Here is a 14,538-nt window from a genome sequence, read left to right as displayed (position 1 = left end):
TTTTTAGGCAACGGTGGCTTCGTGAAAACGGTTCCAAATATGGTCCACGGGTAATTCTTCCAAAGTATTCGGATCAAAATACCGGTAGTCCATCTTCCAATAAGTACCAGCATCCGGGTTGGCATTGGCGGCAATGGCCCCATTCTCCGTCTCAGGAGGATGTACTTCTATCCAGTCTGCATTCGGATAAGCTGCTCTCATGTTGAGCCAGACTTGATCCAGGGCAGGCAAATCTCCCTGATAGGATTGAGAGGAGGTGGATTCTGGCGTGTAATATTCCACATAATCTTTCCCTCCAGAAGCTACTGAATAGACCCCGTCCCTAAACCAGGTAAAACCCCAAACCAAACCGGTGACCGCAAATACCAACCCAAAGGCCATCACATAAAAGCCGATGACACTGTGCAGATCGTAATTCTTTCTTTTCCAACTCCCGTTTAGCTTTAATGAAAAACGCTGGCCTTTAGCCTTTTTATTTTTTGGCCACCATAGGATCAATCCGGAAATCATCATGACCAAAAACACCAGCGTAAAAGAAGCCACTACAGGCTGTCCGATTTCCGGGGGGAGCCAGAGATAAAAATGTCCATCCAACACCAGGCGGAAAAAGTCAGCAAATTCATCCTTGACTTTCAATACCTCTCCGGTATAGGGATTGACATACACGAAATAGTAGTAATCCTCCTCAAAACTATAATAAATGGCCTGGGCGGATCGATCAGGCTTTGGGTATAGTACGGCATGCAGGTGCTTATCGGGCAATGCCTGGTCAGCCTTTTCCCAAATTTGAGTAGGGGGTAAAACAGGACTTTGCTGTGGTTCTACAAATCTGTAAGACTGGGTTAAATCCTGAATTTCTGACTGAAAGGCATAAATACAGCCGGTAATCGCTACTATAAACACCACAAGCCCGGACGAAAGTCCGAGCCAAAGGTGAATTTTTCCTATTGCTTTTTTGATCTTCATTAAAATCTGTAATTGAGGCTAAAGGCTACATTTCTTAATTGCTGAGGGGTCACGGTGGACCAACCGGAATAATACCTTTCATTGGTCAGGTTATTTACCTTTAAGGACACCAGGTACTGATTTCCAATACCTGCATAAGAGACAACTGCGTTAAACACCTGATAGGCTGGCAGCGCAAAGGTACCGATATTGGCCCTGTTTAAAGTGAGGTGCTCGCTCGCTGCGTTTCCACCAAAACCGACGCCCACTCCTGCTAAAGGTCCGGTAGGAATGGTATAACTGGCCCAGAAATTAACCAGTTCTGCCGGCCCTGATTCCTCAGGCCTGAGCCCTAAATACCCACTATTCTCATTGTCCTCGGTTACCTCGGTGTTATTATTACTGTAGCCTGCAACCAGGTTCAGTCCGTTTATCGGGTTGGCAATCAGGCTGAATTCAACCCCTTTACTTACCACTTCACCCCCTTGGATAGAATTGTTGATATTATCAGGATCGGTCATCAGGCGGTTTTTTACACCGATGTTGTAATAACTTGCCGTTGCGGAGATTTTATCTTTATAAATATTGGATTTGACTCCAAATTCATACTGATTGGCTTGCTCCGGATCAAAAATTTTAAGTCTGGGATTTGACCCATCCGCATTGCTTACATTGGCAGGAGCCAGATTGACAAATCCGTTCATGTAATTGCCAAAAAGCGAAACTTTCTCCGGGACCACTTGATAGACTATACCCAATTTGGGCGAAAGAGAAGTCTGGCTTTTAACCTCCTCTTCTATCCAGTAATCGGTTTTGCCATTAAAATTGTCAATACGCAGACTGGCCATTAGGGAAAGCGCATCAGAAAATTGAATGACATTGGAAATGTATGCACTAAGCACTTCACTGCTTCCGGTAGAGTTGCCCTCAAATGAATCCTTCACCAGGTCATCCACCCCAGCCCGGGTCAGCACACCTGTATCGTTCCCATCTGAAAGGGTTACGACGCCATTGCCCACCCAGCCTGTACTGCCGTTAAAAACAGAAGACCTGAAATAATCGATTCCGATAACTGTCTTGTTCCTGAACGCCCCCAACATGAAATCACCGATAAAATTTTGTTGTACGTCTGTGGTGATGGTCTGCCCATTCCTGTCAGAAATATACCGGGTAAAGGAATCTCCGTCACTGTTGTCAAAAAGATAGTGGTAATAGCCATCCGTTTTGGTGGAACTTCTGGACAAAACGGTTTGAGAGGTCCATGAATCATTGATTTCATAAAACGCCTGTGCCTGAATCCCGTAAGAGGAATTTTTGATATCCAATCCATTTCCCGTAAAGGAGGTCTCATAGTTCCTGTCAAAAAGTTCCATACTGGAAAAAGTCAAAGGATTGGAACGATTGAGAAAAATCATGGGTGCATTAACAGAAACGGCATCCAGAAATTCGGTGTTGATAAGAAACCTGAGCTTTTCACTTGCCTTGAATTTGAAGGAGGGGGCAATAAAAAAGGATCGACTGCTACCTGCATCCTGAAAAGTGTTTCGTGTTTGGTAAGCAGCATTCAAACGGACCGCTGAAGTTTCGGATACCGGCTCATTGATATCAGCTGTCAGGCGGTTTAAACCAAAACTACCCGTCACGAAACCCACTTCCCTTCTTTCCTGGTCCAAAGGCTTTTTGGTTGTAATGTTGATCAGGCCTCCGTAGGAGATCATCGGGCTTCCAAAAAGGGTTCCTGATGGCCCCTTGATCACATCCACACTTTCAACATTGGCAGGATCAAGTCCTCCATTATTCACACTGGGCATGCCGTTGACCATGGTAGGTTGTACAGAAAAGCCCCGCATGGTATAGTATTCCGCACCATCACCACCACGTCCTGTAGATTCCCATAAGCGGGTTACTCCAGTGGCATTTTTGAGGGCATCATTCATGTTCGTTACCACCTGTTCTTTCAATAATTTGCCACTGATTGAATTGTAAACCTGTGGATTTTCCAGGTCTTTTAAAGGTAATTTGGAAACGGTGAAGTTGCTATCAGAGTAAAAGCGGTTGGCATTGAAATCGGTTACCAATACCTCCGAGAGATCGGTTGAACTCTCTGCCAGCCTAAAATCTACAGTCAGCCTTTGTCCCGGCTTCAATTCAATGCTTTTCTTCTGGGTTTTGATGCCTACGAAAGATGCCTGCAGGGAATAAGTCCCTGCTTCCAGATCCCTGATCAAAAAGCGCCCCTGCCGATCGGTAGTGGCTCCTTTGTCCATGCCTGCGACGGCCACATTTACAAATTCCAGGGGCTTGTTGTCCCCTGTTGTTACCCTGCCGCTGACAGTTCCGGTTTGGCCGTAAGCTACAGAGAAAGCAAAAAGTGAAATAACGGCTATCAATAAGGAGTACTTGTTCTTCATTGTATTTATAAATTTTGACAGGACAAAAGTATTAATAAGATTAATTCTAAACAATGCTATTTGGAAATAATCTTAATTAATTGAAACGATAGAAATTTTCTATCTCTATTGGAAAAGTATTCAGAAATTTACTCAGTACGGAGGTGAAAAATTTATGCCATTTCGGATTGAAACTCTTGTATTGGAACTTCAGCAGGGAGACCAAGCAATTGGGATAAGGTCCTTATCATTTTCAGGGGAAGTGGTATTTTCCGGTTTAATAGAAAATGGAAAAGAGATTGAATTAATATAGTATTCATACACCTATTAGAGCCGTTCTTTGTAGTTTTAAAACTGCAAAATCACCATCTTCGGGTTCAATCTCAATCACATTTTTGAAAAAATACATTTAGCTTCAATTGTTTTTTGTGGTGGGAAGCAATTCATGTTCCGGACAATCCACCCGCAATTCATTTTCTGCCAGTGAGCTTTTCAGAAGTTTGCAGTAATGCACCCCCTCTTTAAGTTGATAGTTGGAGCAGGTAAAACACATGCGTTGAATAGTGATGATGCCAGATTTGTTCAAGTCATAAATCAATTTAAGCAATCCGTTGAGCATGATTGTTTGCTGTTCCTCCGATAGATTTCCGATAGGTGGCTCCATGGAAGAGGCGAAAAGGGATGCTTTTTTTGCGATTTTCTTACCCTCTGTTGTAAGCGAAAGCGAATAACTCCGCATGTCTACAGGGTCTGTTTCTTTGCTAACCAGGTTTTTGGCCAAAAGTACTTTTACACTGTCACTAATGGTGGCTTTAGTCATGTTAAACTCATCTGCCAGGTAGCCTACCTTGCATTTCTCCATGGAATGAAAAGAAATAAAAATTAGAAGCTGCATTTGTATGGGACTGAGCGCATTTCCTTTGCTTTCGTTCCACAGCAAAACCCTGAAAGCTTCCGATATTCGCTCCAAAGCCACTACAATTCGGCTTTCGACCTTTTGATTTTGCTCGTTTAAATTAAATGGTGAGTATTGCTTCATCTTTTATTCAATTTTTGCCACATATATCCAGGCCTTTTTCCCTGAATCTACTGTTTCGCGTATTCTATGATATTGACTGACTTCGTAATTGTCGGTTTTTGCAAGTTCGGACTCCGTTATCTCAAATAGTAAGCCCTCTATAAAATCTGCCTTATTTTCTGATTTTATAGCAATTGGATGGTATTCGAGTTGACTTTTGGCAAGTACCGAAGAGTCTGTTATTTGTATTTTATGGAGCCTATATCCGGTCAATATATCCGGCTTCCCCTTTAAGGTTCGGCCGTAATTTTCAAGCTGCACTTTCTCTGACTGTAAAGTACCATAAGAAAATAATAAATGTATTGTTTTTTCCATTGCATTTTTCTACTTCAATAATCAAATCAATCATTTTTTCAATTTGAGGGGTATTTATTATGGCTGAAAATAAGTCAGGAACCCCATTTTAATTAGGAATCCTAACTTAAAAGAACAAATTTTTTTAGCCTTTCAGGTCATTAATAGATGCCCCGAAATTGAGGTGAAGCACATTTCCGTTTGGAGTAAGCAGTGCAGGAACTGATTTTACTCCTGCCTTTTCCGCTTCGGATATTCGGCTTCGGTCTTCGCCAATGTGAACGACTTCCACATTGTCGGCTCCAATGAGATTTACAATGTCCTGTTCTGCGCTGACACATACGGGACAGCCTGCGTGATAGAAAATTGATTTTACCATTTGAATAAAGTTTAAAGTGTTAACAGGCGATATTGCCTTGCCAAATATAGTAAGGATTCCTTACTATTCAAATGATATAATTTTTTTTATGCAACCCAGCCCTATAGCTGAGACCTCGAAAGTACCAATTTTACCTTTTTAAGATTCCTATTGCGCATCCTGATTCCATTTTGATTAAAAATACAAATTTCGGAACGGTATTGGCAAAGAAATAACCGAAATCAAACCAAAGATTACGTAATTCAATCATAAACTGGCTCCTGCAGCTCGCACTTTTTAGCATGGAAGAGGAATTCAGGCCCTAATGAGTATTTTTGCTGAAACAAATCCGTTACTTCTCTTTAGCAAGTAATGGGTTCCGGGGTTTCCCAGGTTTAAGCCCGGTCTTGGGAAAAATGATATTTAGGATTCCAACAATAAATATTGAATTATTACGCCCAAATTCGGTTTTAAACGATAGTAGACAGTGGTATTCATTAATTTTAATAGATGTTTATTACCGTTCATTAACCTGTAAATATAGGGAACCAGAAATAGCCAACGAGCCGGGTATGTATGATTTTTTTACTGAATTAACTTCAGTAGTGCTTTGATCTCGCCGTCAGAGATATTTTCCCGGTCAGACTTGTCGTAAATAGAAAGCAAAAATACCATATCCTGAGCCGGTAGAAATGCGTAATCAGCCTTGCCCCTCCGGATTTGCCTTTTCCTTTGGAAGCGATGGACAGCCGAATTTTAAAGCAATTATTGCCAAGGGCAGTACCAGTGGTGGGGTCATTGGAAAGTTTACTGCCCAGTTCCACAAGTTCATTTTTTAGGGAAGGGTATTTTTTGATGAGCTTTTTGGCCTCTTTTCGAAAAGGAGCAATCGTATCTACCCTATAATTCATTAAGAAAATCACTTAATGGTTGTGCTTTTTTCTTCCCTGATTTGATCTGATTTACCTCATCTACCGCTTCTTTTAATCCTTCCAATACTTCAGATTTGTAGGGGGTGAGCGGCTTGGCTTTTACAAACTTGAAGTTGCTGAGCAGCTCCATTATGAAGGCAGCTTTCTCGTCTTTTATATCCAATAATACTTTCATATCCTTTGTTATTATTAAAGAAACATCTTTTTAATTTTAAGGTTTTGCGTCTACTCTGGCTTGAAGAATAGATTCTTTGTCTAATATATAATACCTAAATATAAGTATCCGTTCAATAAGCTCAATAATTTTTTTAGGAATTTCGGACAAGTAAACCAAGTGTCACATTCACCTTATTTTTTGACCTTTATGAACAAACACTTTCAAAAAATGGGCTGCGGTGGAATGGCATGATGCTTTGTCTTCCTGTTTGAGGATTTGGATAGCTTCCACTTTTTCCATTGGTGGAGGTAAAAGTGCCAGGTCATTGAATGGCTTTGAGGGAGAAATATTTTTCCTTCCGGAAGATACATGAGTCAAAAACACGGAAATTGGGACATGAAAAACTAAACGTATACCATGATAGGACATGCACAAACTACCCCCCGCAAATCCTCCCTTCCCCCGGATTTCAAACCCCGATTCTCCTCTTGACACCTTTGGGGAGTTGGACCGAAAGGGCAAAAAAAAACCTACCCTGAATCGGATAGGTTTGTTATGTGTCGGGGTGGCAGGATTCGAACCTGCGACCTCCTCGTCCCAAACGAGGCGCGATGACCGGGCTACGCTACACCCCGAAAACTTTCAGTTTTGTTCCAAAAGCGATTGCAAAAGTAATCCTTTTTTCATCAAATCAAAAACCTGAAAGCGAAAATATGAGATAATTTAATCGTAAAATCCCCCTGCCTGTTAACCTGCCAGGACCCCATTATGGCATATCCGGAAACACATTGCTTTTAAAAATCTTGATCGCTATGGATAACAAAATGATCCCGAATATCCTCCGCAAAACATCCAGGCCTGTCTGCCCCAATTTTCGCTCCAGCCAGTTGGTACTTTTGAGTACCACAAAGATAATGATCAGATTCAGAACGATCCCTACGGCAATATTGGCCTGAGAAAATTCCGCCTTGAGGGTAAGTATGGTGGTCAGGGTACCTGCCCCGGCAATCAGCGGGAAGGCGATGGGCACAATGGAAGTACTGGTGGAGCCTGCCTCCGGGTCCGGTTTGAATATCTCTATTCCCAGAATCATTTCAGCCCCAAGTGCAAAAATGATCAGGGCCCCTGCAATGGCAAAATCCTCCACGCCAATTCCGAACAAGCTAAGTATAGATTTACCCAGCAATAAAAACAAAACCATCAAAACTCCCGCTACAATAGTGGCCTTTCCACTTTGTATGTGACCCACCTTTTTCCGGAGATTGATCACAATGGGCACAGAACCCAAAATATCGATTACGGAAAAAAGAATCAGGGTAACAGAAAGAATTTCTCTGAAATCAAACATGTGGGTTTACCTTCAGTAGCTTTCCAAAAAACGGATCAAATTATCAAACTCCTCATCATTTATGGCCGGAAAATTGGCGATTCTAAAACTGGTAGGCTTTAAAGGACCATAACCACTCCCCATCTGCATGCCTTTGCTTTCAGCGGCCTGTTTGATGCTTTTGATAAAAGCCTCTTCACCTCCTACGCCCAAAACCGTTCGGCTTCTTGATGCGGGATTGGTTACCAAAAAAGCCAGTTTGGCCGATTGATCCACCAGTTTTTCCAGGGCCTGCATCCTTTTTTCAGTCTTTTCCTGTACTTCCTGGATAGGCGGCATGTCCTGCAATACCCTGTTCAACAGGTAAATACCCAGTACATTAGGCGTATAATGGGTTTGGTAATTGGCTGCATTTTCCAACATGAAATTCAGGCTGTTGTACCGCCCATATTCCCCCTTATTTTTTGCCTTGGCAATGGCTTTGGGAGAGAGTACCAAAAGCCCAAGCCCCGCAGGCAGGCCGAAGCATTTCTGTACGGAGGCATACCAGACATCGGCCAGCTTGAAATCCAGGAAAATTCCGCCCATGGAGGAGGTGGTATCCACCGCCAGCATCTTATCGGGAAATTTCCTCACCAGGCCCGCAATGATCTCATTGCTCACCTGCGTGGCATTGGAGGTTTCGTTTTGGGTAATGGCTATGAAATCAAAAGCATCGGAAACTTCCAGGTCAGCTACTTCCAATACCGTGTTTTTATCCAACTTCAAGGAGTCGGTTTCGGGAATGATTTTTTGGGCGAAATCAAACCATTTTTTACCAAAAGATCCTGAAAAAACATGGAATGAGGCCTGTTCTACCAGGGACTGGGATATGATTTCCCAGTTTTCGGTAGCACTCGAAGTAAACAACAGCCTGTAATCTGCAGGTATTTCCAGCCTTTTCTTCAACAAATTTTCAGTATCCCTGTACAAATCCATAAATACCGCACTGCGGTGGTTGGCACTGAGGATTCCCTGATTATAAGCGTCCTGAAAATATTCAGGTAATTTGTCAAAAACTTTAGATGGTCCCGGAGCAAATGTGAGCATAGCCATTATTGATTTTCTTTCTGTATAAAATATTGCAATCCCAATTCATAGCCCAGCAATCCCAGGCCGGCAATCATCCCCACACATTCTTTTGAGATAATGCTTTTGTGCCTGAATTCCTCCCTCTTATAGATATTGGAAATATGAACTTCCAATACGGGTGTCTGTATTCCCGCAATGGCATCCGAGAGGGCCACAGAGGTGTGGGTGTAGGCGCCTGCGTTTATTAAAATACCATCGTGATCAAAACCTACTTCATGAAGTCGGTTGACCAGCTCGCCCTCCACATTACTCTGGTAATAAGAGAGTTTTAAATCAGGATATTTGGCGGTCAATTTTTCAAAATAATCTTCAAAAGAGCTGCTTCCATAAATTTCCGGCTCCCGCTTACCTAAAAGGTTGAGGTTGGGACCGTTGATAATAGCGATTTTCAATTTTCTGTTGATTTTCTTGTCTATAACTGGAAAGGCAAATGTAAGCAATCGTCAAATAACTAGCGGAGATAATCCATTGTTTTTAAGAAAATGAGGACAAAATATCCGGGAAGGATTAATTTTACGGGATGACTTGGGAAAAGGAGATCAGAGCCTTTGGCTATTACCTGAAAATCGAGCGTTCGCTTCAGGACAATTCCATTTTGGCTTACCGGCAGGATGTGGAAAAGGTCGCGGCCTATCTGGAAAAAAACTTTCCCGACATTGCCCCTGAACAGGTGCAGCTCTATCACCTGAGGCAATTTGTGAATGATTTGGCCGGGTTAAATATATCTGAATTTTCACAGGCAAGAATCATCTCCGGTATCAAGGCTTTTTTCAAATACCTGATGTACGAGGATAAAATCCTGGACAACCCGGCCCTGCTTCTGGAGGCTCCAAAACTAACCCGGACCCTACCAGACACGCTGAGCTATATTGAAATCGAAAAACTGCTGGAAGCCATCCCCATGGGGGAGCCGGAAGGGCATCGCAACAGGGCCATGTTAGAGATGCTTTACAGCAGCGGGCTGCGGGTTTCCGAACTGACTCATTTAAAAACCAGCCATTACTACCAGGATATCGGGTTTTTGCGGGTAACAGGAAAAGGCAATAAGGAACGGCTGGTGCCTGTAGGAAAGTCTGCTGCTAAATACCTGCGCCTTTACCTGGAGGAGGTCCGGGTGCATCAAAATATTGCCAAAGGCCATGAAGAGTATATTTTTTTAAACCGCAGAGGAAAAAAACTCTCCAGAGTGATGGTGTTTCTCATTATCAAAAAACTGGTAAAAGAGGCCGGGATACAGAAGAATGTAAGCCCACACACCTTCAGACATAGCTTTGCTACCCACCTGGTGGAAGGTGGTGCAGATCTCAGGGCGGTGCAGGAAATGTTGGGTCACGAAAGCATTACCACCACGGAAATTTATACCCACCTGGACCGCGATTACCTGCGGCAGGTATTGAACGAATTTCTTCCCGGAAATAAAAATTAAGGTTTTAAAATAAAAGGAAAAGATAGTCAATTGATTTTAGGCATGTTTTTTGAAATCGGAATTTCAAAATCAGAATCAGTTATAAAAAATGCCAAATCAGCATGAAAAATAAAGTCTTTTATTTCTTTGGATTACTCATCTGGTTAATAACCTTTCCCATGCCGGCGGATGCTCAGGAAAAACTCAATAAACTGGTACAGGAAAGAAAAATCCTTCACCAGGAATGGCAGGAATCTGAGAACCAGAAATCCGGGATTTTTGGTAATCGAACAAAAAAAGACATGATGACCACCAATGAATGGATGGGACGCATCATTCACAAGGACAACCAGATCATGCAGGAGCTGGAAATGCTCAAAGACATTCAGACAACTACCATAGGCAACGAAAAAGAGGATTATAAATTCATTGCACACAAAGCCGAAGCCGATATCGTTAAACTCAAAAGGGCCCTTCGTGAAAAGGATGCAGACATACAGGAGGAAAAAGAAAAAATGCGAACCTACGAGTGGACCACACTCATTTTTTTTCTAAGCAGTATGGTGCTTGGCTTTATGTATTACCGGAAAAAACAAAAAGCATATTGAATTCCATCATTTTTGTTTTATAATCCGGGGGGTTTTGATAATTTCATTTTTTCAAACCCAATAAAGATATGAGCAAACTGATCATTAATAGTTTTGAAGACTTTCAACAATACATTGGTAAGGAGCTGGGGGTATCGGATTTTCACAAGGTAAATCAGGAACAGATCAACCTGTTTGCTGATGCCACTTTGGACCACCAATGGATCCATACCGATCCCGAAAAGGCCAAAGCGGAAGGTGCGTTTGGGGGCACCATTGCCCACGGATACCTTACCCTCTCCCTGGTACCTTTTTTATGGAACCAGATCGTACAGGTCAACAACCTCAAAATGATGGTCAATTATGGTATAGAGAACCTGAGATTTGCCAATCCTGTAAAAGTCAATGACGAGATCAGGATGAAAGCAAGCCTGGCCAATATCAGCGACCTCAGGGGTACCATCAAAACGGAAATGCAGGTGAAAATCGAGATCAAGGGAGAAAGAAAACCGGCACTTTCCGCTCACCTGATTTTTCTGTACCATTTCCTGTAAACTTAAAATTCCCCGGACATTGCAATAGAAGTTTAAATAAAAACAGCACCTATGAGGTGCTGTCTTTATAATTGTTAAAAACCTAATCTAAACTTATTCCAGTCTATTTCTTTCTTCAGTACTACCACTTCTTTGGGAAACTTTAAATTGTTCTCCCTGAGCAAATTTCCAGCGTAGCGTAAACCTCACACTCTGCATGCTGTTGTACTGTTGCACATCGGTGTTGATGCGGTGAAAATCAATATTACCCTTAAATCTCATGGTCCTGAAAATATCTGTCCCATTTACGGTAAGGCTTATCTTGTCGTCAAGAAATGTTTTGGTTACCCCGGCATCCATCCAGCTCATGGCATTGATTTTTAACTGTCCGTCACGAAAAGGACTCCTGTAAATTCCTATCAACTCCACCTTGAATCCTTTGGGCAAATTAATGTTGTGCTGGGTCCTGGCCATAAAGGAAAATTGTCTTTCATCCAGAAGCTCATCCCCTAATTGGGATTGAAAGGTATTGCCATTAAATTGCAACATATTGCTGCTGCTGTACCAATCTGCAAACTCTACCGGGAGGATGGCTCTCAGACTTAGGTTCTGCGTGCGGTCCAGGTTCTGCATCTGAATGCTGGTTTTTCTGGTCTCATCGTCCTGCACCATGATCTGCCCAAATGCATTCTCTGTCTGAGAAAAAGACAGGGAAACCTGATAAGCGCTTTTGATGATATGATTCATTTCAAAATTATTGGCATATTGGGGCCTCAGTTGCGGATTTCCCTCCTCAGTGGTCAATGGATCAATGTAAAAAACGTAGGGGTTCAATTGCCTGTAATGGGGTCTGGTAATCCTGCGGTTAATATTGTAAACAATTTGATAATTGTCATTTACCTGGTGTTGCAGGTACATGCTGGGAAAAAGATTCAGGTACTCCTGGGTGTTTACCTGTGAAGAAGTAACGGAATTACCCTCTATTTCAGCATATTCTGCTCTTAATCCTGCCTGAAAATTCAATTTCTCGCTAATAGGTGCCTTGTAAGAGGTGTATGCTGCCAATACCTGTTCCTTGTAAATAAAATGGTTACTGTTGGGATCCCGGGTAAATTCCCCCTCTTCCACACTTTTGAAAATATCCAGCTGGTTATCAGAATTTACCCAACTTCCTTTAAGACCGGCCTCCAACTCCTTTCCTTCTCCCAGAGGCCTGGTAAAATCGGCCTTGGCAGTATAAATGGTATACACCATTTCATTCCCTGTCCGGATCCGGTCCGAGGTACCGGCCCCGGTATTTTCATTCACCCAGTAACTATTGTTCAGCATACTCAGGCTACTGGCATCCATTTGGGTATAGTCCAGGTCGGCTGTAATCCTGGTCCCAAGGGTATCCAGCTTGCCAATATAATGCAGGTTACCAAAGACCCTGAAATTGTCAGAGTCTGAATCATTGAGTGCGTTCAGGAAGTTCCTGTCTGTATTTTCAGGGTTCGAAATATTGGTAAGGGAATTGCCATCTTCGGTACCCTTTTGACCGGATACCTGCAGGTTGATTCCCACACTGTGTTGGTCATTGATACGGTAATCTGTCCCTCCCGAGAAAAACAGGTTGCTTCTTAAAAGTTTCAATCTTGCCGTCTGATCAAAAACTGACAGACCGTTTTCCAGCTGAAATCTCCTGAGGATATTCAGATCAATGAACCTCCCCCATTCATTGTAATTCAAACTGGCATTGGAAGTCCACCTGTTTTTTTTGACATTCAAGGTAGCCCCTGCTGAGGGAGTATGCATGCCGTTGTACTGGCTGCCAATTTGGACATTTCCATTGGTGCCGTTTACATTATTTTTCTTAAGTACCAGGTTGATCACACCAGCCGCTCCTTCGGCATCGTATTTTGCCGGAGGATTGTTGATCACCTCGATGCTCAGAATATTGTCCGCTGGCATGGCACGAAGAAAATTGGCCAGGTCTGTGGCACTCATATAGGTCTGCCGCTCATCTATCAACACAATAACACCTGTCCTGCCATTCAGGCTAATGTTACCATCAGCATCTACAAACACTCCCGGAGACCGCCCTACCACATCCAAAACCGTATTACCTTCAGCCATTACCGTACCTGCCACGTTGACGATGGTTTTGTCTGCCTGAATCAATACATTTGGCCTGGCGGCATTTACCGTCACTTCATCCAGTGCAGACAATTCCGCTGTTAATTGAATTTCAGCAAAGTCCTTCTTCAAACCGGCTTTCAATAAGAACGGCTTGCTTTTGTAAGGCGCAAAACCCAGGGTAGAAATACTAAGGATTACCTCTTTTTCAACATTTGTCTGCAAGGTAAAATGACCCGTGTCATCAGAAATAGCAGCTGTAACCAAATCCTCAGACCCGGTTTCCAATAAAACAACATTGGAAAAAGGAAGTGGGTCTCCCCTTTCGTCCAGTACCGTTCCTGAAACGGTAGCCATCATCTCCTGGGCTGCCAGGTGGCTCAGTCCCAGTAAAAAGAAAAAAGAGGTGGCAAAAATAAGCTTTCTAAAGTTCATGGTCATTTACATTCGTTCTATGCCATGACATGGGAAAAAGGTGCCAAAATCAAAAAAATTACATATCTATTTGTTTTTCAGTGTTTTATGAAATTTTGTAAATATTTGACTGTCTCAATACCGAACACTTTTATTGTTCGCTATCCGAACAAAAAACCCTCCGGGAATTCCCGGAGGGTTAGGTAATGGTTTAAAAGTTAATCTTCAATTACTTGGCTGCGGCATATTTTTTAGCCACTTCATCCCAATTCACTACATTCCAGAAAGCAGCAATGTAATCCGGCCTTCTGTTTTGATAATTCAGGTAATAAGCGTGTTCCCAAACATCTAATCCAAGGATTGGTGTTCCTTTGGTTTCTGCGATATCCATCAGGGGATTGTCCTGATTGGGAGTGGAACTTACCTGCAGTGCTCCATTACTGACGCTTAACCATGCCCAGCCTGAACCGAACCTGGTAGCAGCTGCATTAGAAAACTCCTCTTTAAACTTGTCAAAAGAGCCAAATTTTTTGTCGATGGCTGCCGCCAGTTCACCAGAAGGGGCACCACCTCCATTTGGAGAGAGCACGGTCCAGAAAAGTGAATGGTTGTAATGCCCTCCGCCATTGTTTCTAACTGCTCCTGATGCAGAGGATATATTTTTCATGATTTCCTCAATGCTCTTAGAAGCCAGATCAGATCCTTTGACGGCATCGTTAAGCTTGGTTACATAGGCATTGTGGTGCTTGCCATGATGGATTTCCATGGTTTTGGCATCAATATGTGGTTCCAATGCATTTTTTTCGTAAGGTAAACTTGGAAGTTCAAAAGCCATTATCTTAATTTTTTAAAGTTAAACATTAATTTTAGTT

The 14,538-nt window shown here is 42.6% G+C and carries 16 protein-coding genes and 1 tRNA gene; 3 read left to right on the top strand and 14 right to left on the bottom strand.

The genetic code is table 11. The annotated features are described in order from the left end of the window. Positions 1-3 precede the first annotated feature (3 nt). The 12 genes from G9Q97_RS21700 to aroQ form a co-directional block, all read right to left on the bottom strand. Positions 4-966 (bottom strand): PepSY-associated TM helix domain-containing protein, encoded by a 963-nt coding sequence (locus tag G9Q97_RS21700; protein ID WP_246255819.1) that lies wholly within the window; start codon positions 964-966, stop codon positions 4-6. Beyond that, complete coding sequence (locus G9Q97_RS21695) at positions 966-3,356, bottom strand: TonB-dependent receptor (protein ID WP_166150843.1); 2,391 nt, start codon at positions 3,354-3,356, stop codon at positions 966-968. Before G9Q97_RS21695 ends, G9Q97_RS21700 begins: the two co-directional genes overlap by 1 nt. Before the next feature lie 394 nt (positions 3,357-3,750). Next, positions 3,751-4,374 carry a MarR family winged helix-turn-helix transcriptional regulator gene (locus G9Q97_RS21690; RefSeq protein WP_166150841.1) on the bottom strand — a complete coding sequence of 208 codons (624 nt, stop codon included), beginning with the start codon at positions 4,372-4,374 and terminating at the stop codon, positions 3,751-3,753. A gap of 3 nt (positions 4,375-4,377) precedes the next feature. Further along, positions 4,378-4,728 (bottom strand): gamma-glutamylcyclotransferase family protein, encoded by a 351-nt coding sequence (locus G9Q97_RS21685; RefSeq protein ID WP_166150839.1) that lies wholly within the window; start codon positions 4,726-4,728, stop codon positions 4,378-4,380. A gap of 124 nt (positions 4,729-4,852) precedes the next feature. Beyond that, complete coding sequence (locus tag G9Q97_RS21680; protein ID WP_166150838.1) at positions 4,853-5,086, bottom strand: thioredoxin family protein; 234 nt, start codon at positions 5,084-5,086, stop codon at positions 4,853-4,855. A gap of 578 nt (positions 5,087-5,664) precedes the next feature. After that, on the bottom strand, positions 5,665-5,976 hold the full coding sequence (locus G9Q97_RS21675) for a hypothetical protein (RefSeq protein ID WP_317168797.1): 312 nt from the start codon (positions 5,974-5,976) through the stop codon (positions 5,665-5,667). Next, a complete protein-coding gene (locus tag G9Q97_RS21670; RefSeq protein WP_166150836.1) occupies positions 5,966-6,172 on the bottom strand; it encodes a hypothetical protein in 207 nt (68 codons plus the stop codon). The genes G9Q97_RS21675 and G9Q97_RS21670 overlap by 11 nt, the downstream gene beginning before the upstream one ends. 168 nt (positions 6,173-6,340) lie before the next feature. Further along, entirely contained in the window at positions 6,341-6,649 is a 309-nt protein-coding gene (locus tag G9Q97_RS21665; RefSeq protein ID WP_166150776.1) for a hypothetical protein, read from the bottom strand. A 65-nt stretch (positions 6,650-6,714) separates the two neighbouring features. Then, positions 6,715-6,789: transfer RNA gene (locus G9Q97_RS21660), tRNA-Pro, on the bottom strand. A gap of 131 nt (positions 6,790-6,920) precedes the next feature. After that, complete coding sequence (locus tag G9Q97_RS21655) at positions 6,921-7,502, bottom strand: MarC family protein (RefSeq protein ID WP_166150834.1); 582 nt, start codon at positions 7,500-7,502, stop codon at positions 6,921-6,923. Between the two features lie 12 nt (positions 7,503-7,514). Then, positions 7,515-8,570 (bottom strand): aminotransferase class V-fold PLP-dependent enzyme, encoded by a 1,056-nt coding sequence (locus tag G9Q97_RS21650; RefSeq protein WP_166150832.1) that lies wholly within the window; start codon positions 8,568-8,570, stop codon positions 7,515-7,517. Between the two features lie 5 nt (positions 8,571-8,575). Beyond that, entirely contained in the window at positions 8,576-9,004 is a 429-nt protein-coding gene (gene aroQ, locus G9Q97_RS21645) for a type II 3-dehydroquinate dehydratase (protein WP_166150830.1), read from the bottom strand. Between the two features lie 128 nt (positions 9,005-9,132). On the opposite strand from aroQ, the gene xerD reads away from it, so the two are divergent. The 3 genes from xerD (at position 9,133) to G9Q97_RS21630 (ending at position 11,158) form a co-directional block, all read left to right on the top strand. Then, the gene (xerD, locus tag G9Q97_RS21640; RefSeq protein ID WP_166150828.1) at positions 9,133-10,038 is read left to right on the top strand and encodes a site-specific tyrosine recombinase XerD; all 906 of its coding nucleotides are present in this window, start codon (positions 9,133-9,135) and stop codon (positions 10,036-10,038) included. A gap of 101 nt (positions 10,039-10,139) precedes the next feature. Next, positions 10,140-10,625, top strand: a complete 486-nt coding sequence (locus tag G9Q97_RS21635; RefSeq protein WP_222852057.1) for a Clp protease ClpB — start codon at positions 10,140-10,142, stop codon at positions 10,623-10,625. A gap of 68 nt (positions 10,626-10,693) precedes the next feature. Then, the gene (locus G9Q97_RS21630; RefSeq protein ID WP_166150826.1) at positions 10,694-11,158 is read left to right on the top strand and encodes a MaoC family dehydratase; all 465 of its coding nucleotides are present in this window, start codon (positions 10,694-10,696) and stop codon (positions 11,156-11,158) included. 93 nt (positions 11,159-11,251) lie between these two features. On the opposite strand, the gene G9Q97_RS21625 is transcribed toward G9Q97_RS21630, so the two are convergent. Then, a complete protein-coding gene (locus G9Q97_RS21625) occupies positions 11,252-13,687 on the bottom strand; it encodes an outer membrane beta-barrel protein (protein WP_317168796.1) in 2,436 nt (811 codons plus the stop codon). Positions 13,688-13,895: 208 nt separating this feature from the next. Continuing rightward, positions 13,896-14,501 (bottom strand): superoxide dismutase, encoded by a 606-nt coding sequence (locus G9Q97_RS21620; RefSeq protein ID WP_166150824.1) that lies wholly within the window; start codon positions 14,499-14,501, stop codon positions 13,896-13,898. Between the last annotated feature and the right edge of the window lie 37 nt (positions 14,502-14,538).

Origin of the sequence: Cyclobacterium plantarum (genome assembly GCF_011290685.1) — a bacterium.
GTDB classification, from domain to species: Bacteria; Bacteroidota; Bacteroidia; order Cytophagales; family Cyclobacteriaceae; genus Cyclobacterium; species Cyclobacterium plantarum.
The sequence above is the reverse complement of the archived record's forward strand: the minus strand, read 5'-3'. Positions and strand labels throughout refer to the sequence as shown.

What these genes read in the sequence shown, in the direction of transcription:
- G9Q97_RS21700 (WP_246255819.1), bottom strand. Translation starts at nt 966, where the DNA reads ATGAAGATCAAAAAAGCAATAGGAAAAATTCACCTTTGGCTCGGACTT.
- G9Q97_RS21675 (WP_317168797.1), bottom strand. Translation starts at nt 5,976, where the DNA reads ATGAATTATAGGGTAGATACGATTGCTCCTTTTCGAAAAGAGGCCAAA.
- G9Q97_RS21695 (WP_166150843.1), bottom strand. Translation starts at nt 3,356, where the DNA reads ATGAAGAACAAGTACTCCTTATTGATAGCCGTTATTTCACTTTTTGCT.
- G9Q97_RS21620 (WP_166150824.1), bottom strand. Translation starts at nt 14,501, where the DNA reads ATGGCTTTTGAACTTCCAAGTTTACCTTACGAAAAAAATGCATTGGAA.
- G9Q97_RS21670 (WP_166150836.1), bottom strand. Translation starts at nt 6,172, where the DNA reads ATGAAAGTATTATTGGATATAAAAGACGAGAAAGCTGCCTTCATAATG.
- G9Q97_RS21690 (WP_166150841.1), bottom strand. Translation starts at nt 4,374, where the DNA reads ATGAAGCAATACTCACCATTTAATTTAAACGAGCAAAATCAAAAGGTC.
- G9Q97_RS21655 (WP_166150834.1), bottom strand. Translation starts at nt 7,502, where the DNA reads ATGTTTGATTTCAGAGAAATTCTTTCTGTTACCCTGATTCTTTTTTCC.
- xerD (WP_166150828.1), top strand. Translation starts at nt 9,133, where the DNA reads ATGACTTGGGAAAAGGAGATCAGAGCCTTTGGCTATTACCTGAAAATC.
- G9Q97_RS21650 (WP_166150832.1), bottom strand. Translation starts at nt 8,570, where the DNA reads ATGCTCACATTTGCTCCGGGACCATCTAAAGTTTTTGACAAATTACCT.
- G9Q97_RS21685 (WP_166150839.1), bottom strand. Translation starts at nt 4,728, where the DNA reads ATGGAAAAAACAATACATTTATTATTTTCTTATGGTACTTTACAGTCA.
- G9Q97_RS21625 (WP_317168796.1), bottom strand. Translation starts at nt 13,687, where the DNA reads ATGAACTTTAGAAAGCTTATTTTTGCCACCTCTTTTTTCTTTTTACTG.
- G9Q97_RS21635 (WP_222852057.1), top strand. Translation starts at nt 10,140, where the DNA reads ATGAAAAATAAAGTCTTTTATTTCTTTGGATTACTCATCTGGTTAATA.
- G9Q97_RS21630 (WP_166150826.1), top strand. Translation starts at nt 10,694, where the DNA reads ATGAGCAAACTGATCATTAATAGTTTTGAAGACTTTCAACAATACATT.
- G9Q97_RS21680 (WP_166150838.1), bottom strand. Translation starts at nt 5,086, where the DNA reads ATGGTAAAATCAATTTTCTATCACGCAGGCTGTCCCGTATGTGTCAGC.